The organism is Streptomyces sp. NPDC002793, assembly GCF_040295485.1.
Taxonomy (GTDB): domain Bacteria; phylum Actinomycetota; class Actinomycetes; order Streptomycetales; family Streptomycetaceae; genus Streptomyces.
Window position 1 is genome coordinate 17,375 of the sequence record NZ_JBEOVL010000031.1, and the last position, 16,328, is coordinate 33,702.

Sequence of the window (16,328 nt, forward strand, 5' to 3'; positions counted from 1 at the left end):
TCGTTCAGAGCAGGTTGGGCAGGAGCCGGGTGGCGGCACCGGCGAGGGCGACGCCGAGGGCGCCGAGTACGGGGACGGCGGTGATCCAGGTCTGCCACCTCCCCCGGACCCGCAGGGCCCAGGTGGCGAGCAGGGCGGCGGCGAGCAGGGCCTGTGCCCAGAGGAAGACGGCGAGCCAGGCACCGCTCTCCCCGGCCAGGGGCTCCTCGGCGGGGCTGATCCAGCCGGGGCGCATCTCGCGGGGAGGGTTGGGCTGCACGGGCGTGGTCAGTTCGGCGTCGACGCGCAGGAGGTCGGAGGGGGTGTACGGGCCTCCGGTGGCGGTCATCAGCGTGAGGCGGCCCTGGCCTTCGGCGCGCCGCTCGGGCAGCTCGTCCCCGGGGTGGCGGACGCCGGTGACCCGGTAGACGGCCTTGGTCTGGCCGGTGGTGATCTGGATCTCCGCGCCGGCGGGGAGCTTGTGCAGGGCCTGGAAGGGGCTGCCGTACCCCCACTGACGGCCCATGATCACGGAGGTGCCGGACTGGCCGGGGAGCGGGGTGTCACGGCGGTGGCCGGGGCCCGACATCAGCACCTCGGACGTGGTGCCCTCGCCGACGACCTCGCGCAGGCCGAGCGCGGGGATGCGCAGGAGTGCGACGGGTGCGCCCATCGCCAGCTGCTCGTTGTCGAAGGTGCGCTGGCCCACCGGGGCGGTTCCCAGCGCGAACTGCTTGCGCAGCTCGTCGTAGGCGGTCTGCTGGTCGCGGGAGTGCTGGAGGTGGCCGAAGAGGGTGAGGTTCGCGGCGAAGCCGAGCAGCACCGCCGCGAGCACGCACAGCGCTGCCCCGGCCAGGGCGAGGCCGGGGCGTGCGGGTGGGGGCACGGGGACCTTCGTCGCCGGTGGTCCGGGGTCGGGGGCCTTCGCCCGCGCCTCGGGGGCGGGCTGGGGCGGGCTCAGGACGGTCACGGTCGCTGCGCTCCTGACTGCTCGTGGGTGGGGCACGGGGTGGGGCCGGGCTCCCGGGGTGGCTGCGTGGCGCCGCCCCGGAGCCCGGCGGGTCAGTGACCCGTCGGCGTACCGAACGCCAGCAGGCCCTTGCGGCGTACGTGGATCACGAGGGCCGCGCCGAGGCTGAGCAGCGCGAGGGAGCCGAGGCCGATGGCCGCGATCCGGCTGCCGGTGGAGGCGAGGGGGTCGTTGGCCGTGGCGCCGGAGCCTCCCGTGCCGCCGCCGGTGGTTCCACCGGTTCCGCCGGCCGTGTTGCCGCCGGTGGTGCCACCGCTGTCGGTGCCTGCGGTGTCGCTCGGGTCCGGGGTGGGGCTCGTCCGTTCGCCGGTGACGAAGGCGAACGCGACGCTGTGGCCGCCGGTCCTGTCCTCGGTCAGGGTGAGGGTGTGGTCGCCGTCCGCGATGTCCTCGGGGACGGTGAACGCGTAGGCCTTGACGGTGCCTTCCGCGTCGGCGGTGGCGTCGGGGAGCGCGGCCTCGCTGTCGGCGAGGACGGCCTTGACCGTGGCGTTCTCGGTGTAGCCGCGGGCGGTGACGAGGACCTTCTGCCCGGCTTCGAGGACGGGGTCGGCGCCCAGGACGTTGCCTTCTTCGTCGGTGACGTCGAGGTCGGCGGGCTCGGTGGGTTCGCCGGTGGGGTCGTCCGTGGGGTCGTCCGTCGGCTCGCCCGTGGGTGTGCCGGTCGTGGGCGTATCGGACGGGGAGGCCGTCAGGGTCGGGACCGGGGCGGTCACGGTGTACGTGGTCCAGGTGGTCGAGGGCTCGTTGGCCACACGGTCGGCCGGGTTGAACATGACCTCCACCGGGACGTCGGCGCCGGTGGCGTACCGCTCCTCCGAGACGGCCTCCGCCTTGCCCGCGGTGACCGGCACCTGGACGGCCTGGCCACCGATGTGGAAGCGGGCCGTTCCGTCCAGCGTGGCCGGTGTGACGGTGACGGTGGCCTTGATCCTCATCTCCCCGCTGTCGGGTACGGCGACGGACTCGGCGGCCACCTGGACGTCCGTCGCCGCTCCGGGGGCGGCGACGGTCCAGCCGTCGGTGCTGACGTCGATCGGTACGCGGTAGTCCTGACCGCGCAGGTTGTTGCTCGTGCTCTTCGCGCAGCGCACGACGATCGCGTATCTGCCCTGCGGGTGGGCGGGCGACAGACGTGCGCCGACGGGGAAGTTGAGACCTCCCTCCATCGAGAACCTCTGCTTCGCCCCGTCCTGCGTGAGGTCCCTGATCTTCGAACCCAGGGTGGTGGTGGATCCGTCCGGGGCCTCCAGCACCGGGTGGACGGCGAACGGCTTCCCCTCACCGGGCCGGTACGCCTCCGGGCACGATCCGGTGAACTCGCCTGCGGTGAAGGCCGGTCTCGTGACGAGGTCTCCGGCGGCGGGCGTGATCGTGAGGGCGCCCCCTTCGGCGGCGTGTGCCGGCGGGGCGAGGACGGCCACCGCGGTGGCCGACAGCGCGCAGGTCAGCGCGAAGGCGCTGAGCAGCGCCACGGGTGAGCGGAGTGGTGCGAGGCCGTTCATGTGCGTGTCCCCCTGGGGGTGGTCGGGTTACTCGGATACGCCGTGGGGCCGGGCACCCACAGGGGTGCCCGGCTGTCGTGGTTACGGGGTCGCGGTGATCAGCTCTCGCCCTTGAGCGTGGTCGAGCCGCAGTCGTCGATGAGGGTGAAGCCGAAGTCCTCGATGGTTCCGGTCTCGGAGCAGACCTTGGAGCCGGCGCCGACGAACGTCGAGGCGATCACCGGGTCGGTGAGCTCGGCGGTGGGCACGACGTTGTAGACGTCGCGGCTGATCACGTCGCCGCCGATCAGACCGAGCACCGTGTCACCGTGCCGGTCGGGGACGGCGCCGCCGACCTGGGCGTTGTACTGGGCGACGGAGTAGGGGGCGATGTCGCCCGCGGTGTTCAGCTCGACACCGTTGTGCTCCTGCATCGTGCCGACGCAGGAACCCGGTGTGGGGTTGCCGATCGAGCTGAGGAAGAAGCTGCGGGTACCGGAGCCGGCCTGGGGCAGCAGCGGGGTGAGGGCGACGCCGTTCAGGGACGTCAGGGTGCACTCGTAGATGCTCTTGAGCTGGGCCGCTGTGAAGTCCGGGTCCGCGGTCAGCGCACTGTCGTCACGGACCGCGACGGTGACCTGGTCCTCGGCGAAGGGGATGAAGGTCAGGTCCGTGCCGTCGGCGGCCGGGCCACGCGAGGAGCGGGCGAAGTCGACGCAGCCGGTGGAGTTGTCGGCGGCGTTGTTCAGCGCGGTGATACCGGCCGACGAGCCGTTCGGACGGGTGATCTGACAGCCGGTGGCACGGGTCTTGACGGTGGCGCTGCCGGTCGCGTTGTACGAGGCGATCAGCGTGCCGTTGTCGACGGCCAGGCCGAGGGCGTTGGTCACGTCCTGGGTGGTGTCCGAACCGACACCGGCGAGGACCCGGTAGTCGGTGGGGCTGACCGGGTCGGCCGAGGCGACGGGCGCCATGATGCCCAGGCCCAGGGCCACAGCACCCGCGACAGCACCGATACGAACACTGGTCTTGACGTTCATTTCTGTTCTCCTCCATCAAGGACGAAACGCAAGCAATGGACGCACACACACGATTTGAATTTCCGCACCACCGGCGGTCGACCGGCCACCGCAAACACTTCCGTAGCCGTCTCGCACTGACCACTACATCCAGTTTCTGATCAGGTTACGAAAGCATTCCCTAGGTGACACCAAGGGGATTTCCGGAACGTCGCGCGAATCCCCCGGACTTCCGGCCGGGAAGTCCGGGGGGGGATCACCGCGGTGCCGGTCAGCCGGCCGCAGCCGCCGCCTTACGGGCCGACAGGCGCAGCATCACGGGGCCGGCGAGGGCGGCTGCCGCGCCGGCGGCCAGCACGCCGAGGAGCACCCAGCGAACGGCTCCGAGGATGTCGGCGGGGGTCAGCCCGCCGGAGGAGGCGACCGTCTTCTCCTGCCCCGAGCCGCCCACCGAACCTCCCGTGGGGGCCGTGCCGGCCGGATCGGCCGACGGGTCGCCCTCCCGCACGCCCGAAGCACCTGCCGTACCCGTGCCGTCGGCTCCGGTGGACGACGATCCGCCCGCCGTTCCGGACCCGTCACCGCTGCCCGCGCCACCCGCGGCGCCGCCTGACGCTCCGGCGGCCCCGCCCGCTCCGGGCTCCGGGACGACTCCGGCCTCCAGGGCGGTCGCCGCCCGGCTCGCCTGCTCGCGCATCGACGCGGGCAGCGGGGCGTAGCCCGGCGGCAACTGTCCGGGGGTCAGCCCCTGGACCTGCCCGGCACCGGCCGCGTAGCGGATCAGCCGGGCATAGTCCTTGCGTTCCTCGGCGGAGCGGTCCACCGAAGCGGCCGCGTAGGTGACAGCCGTCAAGGGATAGGCGCCGTCGGTGGCGAGGGCGGGATCGGGGTTCTTCACGCCGGCCACGGTGGAGTCCTTCATCTTCTCCACCGCCTTGAGCAGCGCGGCGTTGGTGGGCTTGACGTATGTGCCGTCCGCGTCGGGCAGTGCGGCGATGTCCAGTCGGAAGCGGTCCGCCGACGCCATGTCCACGAGGCCGGCTATCTGGCGGTTACCCGCCCCCGGACGCTGCCCGACCAGCTTGACGCCGGACGCGCACTCCGCGCATTGGCCGATGTCGGACGTCTGGCCGCTGTACCCCCGGCGCACGCGCTGTGCCCCGTCGTGCAGGCTCTCGGAATAGGGGACGATCTCGGCTCCCGAATACGCCACTTTCCCCCCGAAGAGTTCCAGCACCGTCTCCGTGGGGTCGGCCTTGGGGAAGTTGTCCGGCGCATCGCTGTCGAGAGCCAGGTCCGCGTAGTGGGAATTCATCTTCATGCCCCACGGGTCAGGTTTTCCCTGCAGGAATTCCCGGGCGTCCCCGTCCGAATTGAGGTAGCGCCACAGCACCCGGTTCGTGTCGCTGTTCTCGCCCGGGACGACGATGCCGAAAGGGCTGTTGCGGGCCGGTCGACCCGCCATGAAGGGATTGAGTTCCAAGAATTCCGGGTCCTGCACGATCGATTCGGGATTTCCCGCCAGGTGGGCCGGGGGGCCCTCCGTGTCGACGCTCCAGAACCGCACGCCGGTGACGTAGGACTGGGTCAGCAGCTTGGCCAGCAGTCGGGGCGACAGCCTGAGGTCACGCACCCACTCCACCGGCTCTCCGACGTCCTCCCAGAGGAACCCTATGGCGAGCGCGTTCACCGCCACGGGGGCGTGCACCACGGGAGGCGCGTCCTCCGCGGTCTCGACGGGGTCGACCGTGACGGCCATGCCGGGAGAGGTCGCGGTGGGCCGGGTGATGGCCGCGCGGGCACGGTCCTCGCCCGCCTGGGTGAACGTGAAGCGGGTGTCCGCTCCGTCGCACAGGGCCGTCTGCCAGGACGACATGGCATCGGTCAGGAGCTCCGACCCGATGACGCGGCGCTCGGCCTTGTCCGGTGCGCAGGTGTCGCCCACGGCGTCGAAGCCGAGGGGGAAGACCATGCGCCGGTCCCAGTTCGTCCGGCTGAGGGGGGAGGTGTCCAGCTGTCCGTTGGGGGATCCCTCGATCTCGTACTCCCCTCGCGGCACCACGACCAGCCAGCACGAGCGCGTACCGCCTCCACCGCGCACCGCTCCGCAGCCCAGGTGCGGGGCCTGGAGTGCGGTCTGCACCTCGACGATCGCCTCGCCGGTGCCGTCGGCCTGCGTCCTGAGCATGGATTCCGCGTTGGTGTCGTTCGGGCCGAAGTAGGTCGTGTCGACGGCGGAGTCGGTCGGCTCCCCCTCGACAGGACGGAAGGGGACGAACGGGTTGAAGGACCCCGCGCCCTCCGTGTACTCGGTCTCCGCGGGGTCGGACCCCTTCACGACGGTGCGCCCGTACGTGTAGCGGGAGTCCTTCCCTGGCTGCGCGAATCCGAACGCGCACTGTTCGCGGTCCGGGCCCTGCGGCTCGTCCCCCCAGCACTGCATGATCTGGAGGAAGTTGGCGACGTCGGCGAGGGGCGTCGGCTTCCCTCCCGTCCAGGTCACCCTCAGCCCCTGGTTCCGCAGGTGTTCCGTCTGGTGGACGGTCACCTTCAGTCCGGAGAAGTTGTCGTACGGGCCCTTCGTGCCGGCCAGTGTCATCGCCGAGCTGTCCGTCTCGGCCGCCTCGGCGCGGTCCGCGCCCCGGGGCAGCGGGACCAGGGCGACGACGAGGGCGGCGAGGAGCGCGCCGATCCCCGCCACGGTGCGCCCGGCCGGGCGGGCGCCGGGGGTGCCCCGGAAGCCGCGTACGCCTCTCATGTCAGGTCTCCTCTGCGGCGGCCGGCCCGTGCGGCCAGGGCGCGGGCGGTGAGCGGGGGGCCGACGACCACGCCGACCAGGAGCAGGGCGGAGAGGATCATCAGGGCTCCTCTGAGGCCGAGTGCGTCGTCGGCGGCGAGGCTGACGGGGCTCGCGACGACCGAGGAGTCGCCGCCCGGTCCGTCGCTGATCAGTTCGCCGGTGTCCGGGTCGATCACGCCTCCGCCGGACGCGCCGCCGGCGTCGGCCGCGGCGGACTCCTGGGCGTCCGGGGTGCCGTCACCGTCGGTGTCGGCGCCCCCGCCGGACGCACCGGCACCGCCCTGACCGCCGGTTCCGCCGGTGGCCGGGCCGCCACCGGAGCCGCCGGAGCCGGAGGAGCCCCCGGAGCCGCCGCCCGTGGCGTTCCGGTTGACCGGGGTGGTCTGCTTGGCGCCCGCCGTGCCGGTCGTGCACTGCGTCGGGCCCTTCTTGTCGCAGTCCTTCGGCCGGGGCGCGTTCCTGGCGAGGGTGTTGGTGCCGTCCGAGGAGAAGGTGGGGTTGCGGCAGTCGTTGATGTCGACCTTGCCGCCGGGTGCGCCGGGGATCCGCCTCGACTGGTCGAAGCCCGCCTGGACGAGGTTCTTCGGCAGCGGGGAGTAGCCGAGTTCCTCGGCCTGTTGCTGGCCGTCGCAGAGGAAGTAGTCGGCGAACGCGGCGAGCGTCGCCCCCTTGGCCTCGGTCAGCGGGTTCTTGGCGCCCTCCAGGGAGGTCGGCACGATCATGTAGCTGTAGCTGGACAGCGGGTAGGTCCGGTCGTCCTGCGACCGGTAGACGCCGTCGAGGATCTGCGTGAGGTAGTTGCTCGATCCCTTGTCCGAGTTGATCCGGGCCCCCATCAGGCCCACGGCGACACTGGCGGCCGTCGGCTCGACGTAGTAGTCCGAGGAGTTGAGCACCTTCGCCACGGGGAAGCCGGACTTGAGGGCGTAGGAGTACTCGACGTAGGTGATGGCACCCTCGGCGTGGTTCTGACGTACGTAGCCGGAGACGCCCAGGGAGCCGGACTTGGCGATCTGTGAGGTGCCCGAGGCGCTCGGGAAGTAGGAGGTCATCCCGCACGGCGTGGACCTGCCGGCCTTGCGGCAGAAGTCGTTCCAGGTGCCGCTGTGTTCCTTGGCCAGCCAGGTGGTGAACTGCGCGGAGGTGCCCGAGCCGTCGGACCTGACCACGGGGACGATGGTGCGGCTGGGCAGGGTGAGGCCGGGGTTGTCCGCCTTGATCTCCGGGGCGTTCCACCGGGTGATCTTCGAGGTGAAGATCTTGGCCAGCACGTCGCCGGAGAGCCGCAGGTTGGTGACCCGCTTGCCGCCGATCCTCAGGTTGTACATGAAGGCGGTGCCACCGGCGACGATCGGCATGTACGCGTACTCATGGGTCGGCGGCGCGTCGGTGACGCCGCCCTCCTTGAGGCCGTAGGGGATCTCCGAGACGGCGAAGTCGGCGGTGCCGTTCTTGAACTGCTCACGGCCGTTGGACGAGCCGGTGGCCGCGAAGTTGACCGTCATCCCGAGGTTGGAGGCCACGTTGCGGCGCCACTGGTCGAGGGCGTTGGAGCTCCAGGTGGAGCCCGCGCCGGTGATCTTGCTGTAGGAGGCGGCCTGCGCGGGTGGCTGGGCCGGGGCCAGCAGCGCGCAGAGCAGCGCGGCCAGCCCCAGGGCCAGGCGGGACACGGTGACGGGTCTCACGGGGTACTCCTGGTGGTGGTTGCGGCGTGCGGTCGGACGGACGGCGTACGGGCCGCCGTGCGGCTCTCGAAGCGTTCGGCGTCCCGGCGGGAGGCCAGCACCCGGCGGTGGGTCTGGCCCTTCGTCAGCTGTCCCGGGTCACGGCCGCCGATGATCCGGGCGATCACGAAGAGGAGCAGTACGAGCGCCATGAGGGTGGCGGCCGTGCCGAAACCGCGGGCGATCATGTCGGGCTCGGGGGACTTGACGAACTCGAAGGTGGCCAGGGGCAGGGAGACCTGGGGCCCGGAGAGCGGGTCGGCGTTGAGCTCGGCCGTGAAGCCGGCGGTGAGCAGTACGGGCGAGGTCTCCCCCACCCCGCGCGCGGTGCCGAGGATGACGGACGTGGTGAGCCCGGAGCGCGCGGTGGGCAGGACGACGTGCCAGACGGTGCGCCAGCGTGAGGTGCCCAGCGCGTACGACGCCTCGCGCAGGTTGCCCGGGACCAGGCGGATCACGACGTCGGCGGCCCTGATGATGATCGGCAGCATCATCACGGCGAGCGCCAGGGCCGCCGCGAGACCCGACTTGTCGAAGCCGAGGGCCAGGATGACCGTCGCGTAGACGAAGAGGCCCGCGACGATCGACGGGAGGGCGGTCATCGCCTCGACGACGGTGCGTACGAACCGGGCGAAGCGGCCCGGCACCTCGTTGAGGAAGACCGCGCACAGCAGGCCGGTCGGCACGGTCACCACCAGGGCCAGGGTGATCTGCTGGAGCGTGCCGACGATCGCGTGCAGCACCCCGCCGACCCCGAGCCCGTCGAGCGGGCCCGCCAACTGCATGTCCTCGGTGAAGAAGTTGACGTGCGGCAGCGCCTCCCGGCCCCGCCAGAGGGTGAAGACGATCACGAAGGCCAGCGCGACGAGCAGGATCAGGCCGAGCGTGCGGACGACGACTCCCGCCAGCCGGTCGCGGATCGTGGGCCCGTCCTCGTCGAAGGAGACGAGCAGGGCGTACAGGCCGAGGAACACGGCGTACGCGACGACGACGAAGCCGACCACGCCGTCGAAGGGCAGCATGCGCCCGAAGAGCAGCGCGGTCAGGCTCAGCGCGGCTGCCGCCGCGCCCAGCAGGGCGAAGCGGTCCGATCCGCGGGTCGACGCCAGGGAGCGCCGCTCCTCGCCTGCCGGTCCGGCGGTGCGGGCGGTGCGGGCGGGCAGCACGGTGCGCGGCGCGGGCGGCGTGCCGGAGTCGTCCGGCACGGTCCGCCGCGGCTCGGGGGCTGGGGCGAGTGTCATGGCAGGTGTGGTCCCTACGCGTCGCTGGAGGCGCCGGAGCGGCTGCGGGCGACGATCGACGAGGCGGCGAAGTTGACGACGAGGGTCAGGAGGAACAGCGCGAGGCCGGCGGCCATCAGGGCCGACATGCCGAAGGGGCTGGACTCGCCGTAGCGCAGGGCGATCAGCGCGGCGACGGAACTGGCGCCGTTCTGCAGCACGTGCCACTGGATCTCGAAGACGGGCGAGATGATCAGGTAGACGGCGATGGTCTCGCCCAGCGCCCGCCCCAGGCCGAGCATGGTGCCGCCGATCATGCCGCCCTTCCCGAAGGGCAGGACGACGCTGCGGATCATGCCCCAGCGGGTGGCGCCCAGCGCGTAGGCCCCCTCACGCTCTCCTGCCGGTGCCTGCGAGAAGACCTCGCGCATGACCGAGCAGATGATGGGCGCGACCATCAGGGCGACGACGATTCCCGCGACCAGGGTGGAGGAGGTGTAGACCGTCTCCGGCGCGAGCGGGTCGGTCGGGTCCGCACCGTCGACCTGGAACAGCGGGATCCAGCCCAGGTAGGTGGCGATCCAGCGGGCGGTGGGGAGGACGGCTCCCTCGAAGAAGAACAGGCCCCACAGTCCGTAGACCACGGAGGGGACCGCCGCCATCAGGTCGACGACGCTGACCAGGGTGCGGCGCAGTCCCGGCCGGGCGTACTCGGAGATGTAGAGGGCTGCGCCCAGGGCCAGCGGCACCGCGACGACGATGGCCGTCAGGGCGATGAGCACCGTGCCGACGAGCACCGCCGCGATGCCGAAGCGGCCCGCGTCCGGTTCCCACGACTCGGTGGTGAGGAACGACCAGCCGGCCCGGTCCAGGGCCTGCCAGGCCCGGTAGAGCAGGAACCCGCCGACCAGCAGCATCACGGCCAGCACGAGCCCGCCGCCACCGCGGGCGACCGTACGGAACGCCCGGTCGGGTAACCCCGGGTCCGCGTGCAGCCGTCGGGGCGCGTCGGGCTCGTCCCCGGGCACCTCGACGCGCGACTCTCGCTCCCCTGTTCGCATCATCACCCGGATGACGCTCGGGGGGAGCGATGAACCGGTGCGCCCCCTGATGTGAACGAGGTGCGGCCTACGGACAACTTCCGGTGACGTCACGCGCCTCACCGAGCAGCGCGAGGAACCGTTCGTAGGCCGCCCGGCAGGTCGAGTGACGCTCGTACGCCCGGGCCGAGACGGCCGTCGTGCGGCCGTCCGCCCTCCTCAGCACCCACATCCAGCCATTGCCGGACGGCGTGTGCTGAACCGCCCCCGCCTGCTCCGCGTACCCGGTGCGCAGCGCCTCGAAGGCGTCCCTGCAGGCTTCGTAGTCCTTGAACGCGTGCGCGGACACGGCGACCACCCGCCCGTTCTGCGCGGTCATCCGCCAGCCGTACCGGCCCTCCGTGTCGAGGTCGATACGGCAGCGCACCCTGCCCGCGTCCGCTCTGTCGGCACCATCGGCACCCGTCATCTCGCCCCACCCCCGCCGCCCCGTCCGGACGTCGGTGCGGCAAGCGCAATCTATTGAGGCGGCCGTGAGCGGCGGGACCAGAAAAATGACACACGGTCGGTTTTCATCCCGATGTAGCCCCTTGGGCACGCGGCATACACCTGGTCACCGTGCGTCGGCCCCTCAAGGGCGTCCGGCGGGGGTCAGCCGATCGCGAGCAGCACCACGAGCAGGACGGCGCCCACGGCGGACGGCGCGATCACCTCGTAGGCCCAGCGCACCGACGCGGTGACCGTGCTCCGCTCCGCGCTGTGGCCGGCCTGCTCGGCGAGCTCCCGCAGGTCCGCCACCGCCCGGTCGGCCGCCGCCACGCGGGCCTGGGTGTCGCGGACGTCGGCGGTCGCCGAGGTCCGGCCGTACGGGTCGTCCCCGGCCTGCCGGGCGGCCTTCCTGGCCACGCGCTTGCGCTCGCGCAGCGAGACGGGGACCGCCCACAGCTGGTACTTCACGCCACCCTCGGTGACGAGCTCGCTGGAGTACGCGGCGCGCACCGTGGCGACGTCCGCCCAGGGCAGCACGATCGTGCGGAACGGGTTGCGGATCCGGATCCGCTCCTCGCCCGCGAACACCGCAGGCCGCAGCGTGAACGCCACGATCAGCGGGATCGCCGTCAACAGCGCGGCCAGCGCCACCCACGGCACCCGTCCGGCGCCCCGGAACACCGCGTCGCCACCGACCCAGCCGACCAGCAGGATCAACAGCACGCCGCTGACCAGCCCGGCGCCCGACCGGAAGGTCCGGTCGGCGTATGCGGGCTCGGCGGGAGGTGTGGGACTCGTCATGTCTTGATTCTGCCTGAAGCCCCGCAGTAGACGAGGGGCGGCCGTGCGGGGGCCGGATCAGGGAGGGGCCTGTACAGGTCGCTACGCGCGTAGATATGCTCAGGTGGTGACCATGCCCACCACTGCTCCGGCATTCTCCGACGCGACGGCGTCCGACAGTGCGCTGCGCCGCTTCCTGCACGGGCTGCCCGGCGTCGACACCGTCGGCCTCGAAGCGCGCGCCGCCGCCCTCGGCACCCGATCGATCAAGACGACCGCCAAGGCGTACGCCATCGATCTCGCCATCTCGATGATCGACCTGACGACGCTGGAAGGCGCGGACACCCCGGGCAAGGTCCGGGCCCTCGCCGCCAAGGCGGTCCACCCCGACCCCACCGACCGCACGACCCCACGCACCGCGGCCGTCTGCGTCTACCCCGACATGGCGGCGACCGCCGTCGCCGCGCTGGCCGGCTCCGGGGTGAAGGTCGCGTCCGTCGCGACGGCCTTCCCCGCCGGACGCGCAGCGCTGGACGTCAAGCTCGCGGACGTCCGCGACGCCGTGGCGGCCGGGGCCGACGAGATCGACATGGTGATCGACCGCGGCGCCTTCCTCTCCGGCCGCTACCTCAAGGTCTACGAGGAGATCACCGCCGTGAAGGCCGAGTGCGGCCCGGCGCGGCTCAAGGTGATCTTCGAGACCGGCGAGCTGTCCACGTACGACAACATCCGGCGGGCCTCCTGGCTCGGGATGCTGGCCGGCGCGGACTTCATCAAGACGTCGACCGGCAAGGTCGCCACCAACGCCACCCCGGCGAACACCCTGCTGATGCTGGAGGCCGTACGCGACTTCCGGGAGCAGACGGGCGTCCAGGTGGGCGTGAAGCCCGCGGGCGGCATCCGCACGACCAAGGACGCGGTCAAGTTCCTCGTCCTGGTGAACGAGACCGCGGGCGAGGACTGGCTGGACAGCCACTGGTTCCGCTTCGGCGCCTCCAGCCTGCTGAACGACCTGCTGATGCAGCGCCAGAAGCTCAGCACCGGCCGTTACTCCGGCCCCGATTACGTGACGGTGGACTGATACGCCATGGCATCCGCATTCGATTACGCACCGGCCCCGGAGTCCCGCTCCGTCGTCGACATCGCCCCCTCGTACGGCCTGTTCATCGACGGCGAGTTCGCCGAGGCGGCCGACGGCAAGGTCTTCAAGACCGTCAGCCCGGCCACCGAGGAGGTGCTCTCCGAGGTCGCACGGGCAGGCGCCGAGGACGTGGACCGCGCCGTGAAGGCGGCCCGCAGGGCCTTCGAGAAGTGGTCGGCGCTGCCCGGCTCCGAGCGCGCCAAGTACCTGTTCCGCATCGCCCGGATCATCCAGGAGCGCTCGCGTGAGCTGGCCGTCCTGGAGACCCTGGACAACGGCAAGCCGATCAGGGAGACCCGTGACGCGGACCTCCCGCTGGTCGCCGCGCACTTCTTCTACTACGCGGGCTGGGCCGACAAGCTCGACCACGCCGGGTACGGGGCGAATCCGCGTCCGCTGGGCGTCGCCGGCCAGATCATCCCGTGGAACTTCCCGCTGCTGATGCTGGCCTGGAAGATCGCCCCGGCGCTCGCCACCGGAAACACGGTGGTGCTGAAGCCGGCCGAGACGACTCCGCTCTCCGCCCTGTTCTTCGCGGACATCTGCCGCCAGGCCGGACTGCCCAAGGGCGTCGTCAACATCCTGACGGGGTACGGCGACGCGGGCTCCGCCCTCGTCGAGCACCCGGACGTGGACAAGGTCGCCTTCACCGGCTCCACCGCGGTCGGCAAGGCCATCGCCCGGCAGATCGCCGGTACGGACAAGAGGGCCACCCTCGAACTCGGCGGCAAGGGCGCCAACATCGTCTTCGACGACGCCCCCGTCGACCAGGCCGTCGAGGGCATCGTCACCGGCATCTTCTTCAACCAGGGCCAGGTCTGCTGCGCCGGCTCCCGGCTCCTCGTGCAGGAATCCGTGCACGACGAGGTCCTGCACGCCCTCAAGCGCCGGCTGTCCACGCTCCGGCTCGGCGATCCGCTGGACAAGAACACCGACATCGGTGCGATCAACTCCGCCGAGCAGCTCTCCCGGATCAGCGCGCTCGTCGAGACGGGCGAGGCGGAGGGCGCCGAGCGCTGGTCGGCGCCGTGCGAGCTGCCGTCCGCCGGATACTGGTTCGCACCGACGCTGTTCACCGGTGTCACCCAGGCGCACACCGTCGCCCGCGACGAGATCTTCGGCCCGGTGCTGTCGGTGCTGACCTTCCGCACGCCGGACGAGGCCGTCGCCAAGGCCAACAACAGCCAGTACGGCCTCTCGGCGGGCATCTGGACGGAGAAGGGCTCCCGCATCCTCGCGGTGGCGAACAAGCTCCGCGCCGGAGTGGTGTGGGCCAACACGTTCAACAAGTTCGACCCGACCTCGCCGTTCGGCGGATACAAGGAGTCGGGCCACGGCCGCGAGGGCGGCCGTCACGGTCTGGAGGCCTACCTCGATGTCTGACGGGCGACTGAGCGTCTTCAAGACCTACAAGCTGTACGTCGGGGGAAAGTTCCCCCGCTCCGAGAGCGGCCGGGTGTACGAAGTGACGGACTCGAAGGGCAAGTGGCTGGCGAACGCCCCGCAGTCCTCCCGTAAGGACGCGCGTGACGCGGTCGTGGCCGCGCGCAAGGCGTTCGGCGGCTGGTCGGGCGCGACCGCGTACAACCGCGGGCAGGTCCTCTACCGCGTCGCGGAGATGCTGGAGGGCCGCAGGGAGCAGTTCGTACGAGAGGTGGCGGACGCCGAGGGGCTGTCGAAGTCCAAGGCGGCCGCCGCCGTCGACGCCGCGGTCGACCGCTGGGTCTGGTACGCGGGCTGGACGGACAAGATCGGCCAGGTCGTGGGCGGGGCGAATCCGGTCGCGGGCCCGTTCCTCAACCTGTCCACCCCGGAACCGACCGGCGTCGTCACGGTGCTGGCCCCCCAGGAGTCGTCCTTCCTGGGCCTCGTCTCGGTGGTCGCCCCGGTGATCGCCACGGGGAACACCGCGATCGTCATCGCCTCGGCCGGCGCACCGCTGCCCGCGCTCTCGCTGGGGGAGGTCCTGGCCACCTCCGACCTGCCGGGCGGTGTCGTCAACATCCTGTCGGGGTGGACGGCGGAGCTCGCGGCGCCGCTGGCCTCGCACCAGGACGTCAACGCCATCGACCTCACGGGGGCCGACGCCGAGCTGGCGAAGGAACTGGAGATCGCGGCGGCGGACAACCTGAAGCGGGTCCTGCGCCCGCACGGCGCCGCCCGCCCACAGGCCGTGGACGGAGAGGACTGGTCGGCCGATCCCGGCACGCGCCGCCTGACGGCCTTCCTGGAGACCAAGACGGTCTGGCACCCCACCGGCGCCCTGGGAGCCTCCGGCTCCTCGTACTGACCGCAGCACGTGTGTGGGGCCGCCGGGCCGGCGGCCCCACACGCGTGTGTACGGCCGTCAGCCGGTGATCAGGCCGGTCACCTCTCCGACCACGGGCAGATCACTCAGCGCGGCGCCGCTGGTCAGCGGGTCGGTGACGACCGCCGTGGTCACGGGCTTGAAGTCGGCGATCTGGGTTCCCACCGCGTTGTCCAACGGGTCCACGCCCGTCCCGGCCAGCGGGTCGAGCTGGAGGTCGGTGACGGGCTTGACGGCCCCGGCGAGGCCGTAACCGAGGGCGCTGGTCAGCGCGGGCGCCGCCGTGTCGCCGACCGCCGCCAGAGTGCTGTCCGCGGTGTCCGCGCCGGCAGCCGGCGTGACGGGCAGCGGCGCGGCCTGGGCCGCCGCACCTCCCGCGCCGAGCGCCGCGCCCAGCGCGGTGAGGGTCAGACCGGCGCGCAGCAGAGCGCGTTTCGGGGGCTTGGACAGTGCATGACGTGCCATGTTTTCCCACCTGATCAGGACGTGTCGGGTAATCATCCGTGCGCGCAGAGTAGTTGAGGTGTGATGCTCGATACCAACAGGACCTCCCGGGGGTCCCCTACGCGGGTCAATGCCTCACACTTCTGTTCTGTGAGTTCCCAACCGATCCCCACACGCGTCGTGCTGCTCGCCGGTCCGTCCGGCTCCGGCAAGTCGTCCCTCGCGGCCCGCAGCGGTCTTCCGGTGCTACGCCTGGACGACTTCTACAAGGAGGCCGACGACCCGACACTGCCGCGGGTCACCGGCAGCGCGGACATCGACTGGGACTCGGCCCAGTCCTGGGACGCGGACGGCGCGGTCGCGGCGATCACGGAGCTGTGCAGGACGGGGCACACGTCCGTACCCCTGTACGACATCGCCACGAGCTCACGGACGGGGCGCGAGACGCTGGACATCGAGCGCACGCCCCTCTTCGTGGCGGAGGGCATCTTCGCGGCGGACATCGTGGAGCGCTGCCAGGAACTGGGCCTGCTCGCGGACGCCCTGTGCCTGCGCGGCCGTCCGTCGACGACGTTCCGCCGGCGCCTGGTGCGGGACCTGCGGGAGGGCCGGAAGTCCGTGCCGTTCCTGCTGCGGCGCGGGTGGCGCCTGATGCGCACCGAACGTCGCATCGTGGCCCGCCAGACGGCACTGGGCGCGTACCCCTGCGCCAGGCAGGAGGCCCTGGGCCGCCTGGCCGCCGCGGCGGCGGGACGCTGCCGCACCCCTCGGAGCCGGGTGCCGAACTGACGGCCCGCCGCACGCGGAGAACGCGGCGGGGGCGGACAGGACCCCCCGGCCTGTCCGCCCCCGCTGCGTACCACCCCCGTA

General features: G+C 71.8%; 14 protein-coding genes. 4 read left to right on the forward strand and 10 right to left on the reverse strand.

Features of this window, described 5'->3' with window-relative positions; translation table 11 throughout:
- Positions 1–4: 4 nt before the first annotated feature.
- The 9 genes from ABT001_RS25920 to ABT001_RS25960 all read right to left on the reverse strand — a co-directional run bounded on the left by ABT001_RS25920 (position 5) and on the right by ABT001_RS25960 (position 11,586).
- The gene (locus ABT001_RS25920) at positions 5–949 is read right to left on the reverse strand and encodes a sortase (protein WP_351281938.1); all 945 of its coding nucleotides are present in this window, start codon (positions 947–949) and stop codon (positions 5–7) included.
- A gap of 92 nt (positions 950–1,041) precedes the next feature.
- The gene (locus ABT001_RS25925) at positions 1,042–2,514 is read right to left on the reverse strand and encodes a hypothetical protein (RefSeq protein WP_351281940.1); all 1,473 of its coding nucleotides are present in this window, start codon (positions 2,512–2,514) and stop codon (positions 1,042–1,044) included.
- 98 nt (positions 2,515–2,612) lie between these two features.
- Positions 2,613–3,533: a hypothetical protein gene (locus ABT001_RS25930; RefSeq protein WP_351281942.1), complete on the reverse strand. Its 921-nt coding sequence runs from the start codon at positions 3,531–3,533 to the stop codon at positions 2,613–2,615.
- A 250-nt stretch (positions 3,534–3,783) separates the two neighbouring features.
- The gene (locus tag ABT001_RS25935; protein WP_351281944.1) at positions 3,784–6,270 is read right to left on the reverse strand and encodes a hypothetical protein; all 2,487 of its coding nucleotides are present in this window, start codon (positions 6,268–6,270) and stop codon (positions 3,784–3,786) included.
- A complete protein-coding gene (pstS, locus tag ABT001_RS25940; RefSeq protein WP_351281947.1) occupies positions 6,267–7,997 on the reverse strand; it encodes a phosphate ABC transporter substrate-binding protein PstS in 1,731 nt (576 codons plus the stop codon). Before pstS ends, ABT001_RS25935 begins: the two co-directional genes overlap by 4 nt.
- The gene (gene pstA, locus ABT001_RS25945; RefSeq protein WP_351281949.1) at positions 7,994–9,277 is read right to left on the reverse strand and encodes a phosphate ABC transporter permease PstA; all 1,284 of its coding nucleotides are present in this window, start codon (positions 9,275–9,277) and stop codon (positions 7,994–7,996) included. The genes pstS and pstA overlap by 4 nt, the downstream gene beginning before the upstream one ends.
- A 14-nt stretch (positions 9,278–9,291) precedes the next feature.
- Positions 9,292–10,320 carry a phosphate ABC transporter permease subunit PstC gene (gene pstC, locus ABT001_RS25950; protein ID WP_351282099.1) on the reverse strand — a complete coding sequence of 343 codons (1,029 nt, stop codon included), beginning with the start codon at positions 10,318–10,320 and terminating at the stop codon, positions 9,292–9,294.
- A 64-nt stretch (positions 10,321–10,384) separates the two neighbouring features.
- A complete protein-coding gene (locus ABT001_RS25955; protein WP_351281952.1) occupies positions 10,385–10,765 on the reverse strand; it encodes a YegP family protein in 381 nt (126 codons plus the stop codon).
- A 182-nt stretch (positions 10,766–10,947) separates the two neighbouring features.
- Positions 10,948–11,586, reverse strand: a complete 639-nt coding sequence (locus ABT001_RS25960; RefSeq protein ID WP_351281954.1) for a PH domain-containing protein — start codon at positions 11,584–11,586, stop codon at positions 10,948–10,950.
- A gap of 112 nt (positions 11,587–11,698) precedes the next feature.
- Here ABT001_RS25960 and deoC point away from each other — a divergent pair, with 112 nt between their 5' ends.
- The 3 genes from deoC to ABT001_RS25975 are packed head-to-tail and all read left to right on the forward strand — an operon-like array spanning position 11,699 to position 14,996.
- On the forward strand, positions 11,699–12,646 hold the full coding sequence (deoC, locus tag ABT001_RS25965) for a deoxyribose-phosphate aldolase (RefSeq protein ID WP_351281956.1): 948 nt from the start codon (positions 11,699–11,701) through the stop codon (positions 12,644–12,646).
- A 6-nt stretch (positions 12,647–12,652) separates the two neighbouring features.
- Positions 12,653–14,089 (forward strand): aldehyde dehydrogenase family protein, encoded by a 1,437-nt coding sequence (locus ABT001_RS25970; RefSeq protein WP_351281958.1) that lies wholly within the window; start codon positions 12,653–12,655, stop codon positions 14,087–14,089.
- Positions 14,082–14,996, forward strand: a complete 915-nt coding sequence (locus tag ABT001_RS25975) for an aldehyde dehydrogenase family protein (protein WP_351281960.1) — start codon at positions 14,082–14,084, stop codon at positions 14,994–14,996. The genes ABT001_RS25970 and ABT001_RS25975 overlap by 8 nt, the downstream gene beginning before the upstream one ends.
- Before the next feature lie 57 nt (positions 14,997–15,053).
- Here ABT001_RS25975 and ABT001_RS25980 read toward each other — a convergent pair whose 3' ends face one another.
- On the reverse strand, positions 15,054–15,479 hold the full coding sequence (locus tag ABT001_RS25980) for a hypothetical protein (RefSeq protein WP_351281963.1): 426 nt from the start codon (positions 15,477–15,479) through the stop codon (positions 15,054–15,056).
- 63 nt (positions 15,480–15,542) lie between these two features.
- On the opposite strand from ABT001_RS25980, the gene ABT001_RS25985 reads away from it, so the two are divergent.
- A complete protein-coding gene (locus ABT001_RS25985) occupies positions 15,543–16,247 on the forward strand; it encodes a uridine kinase family protein (RefSeq protein ID WP_351281966.1) in 705 nt (234 codons plus the stop codon).
- Positions 16,248–16,328 lie beyond the last annotated feature (81 nt).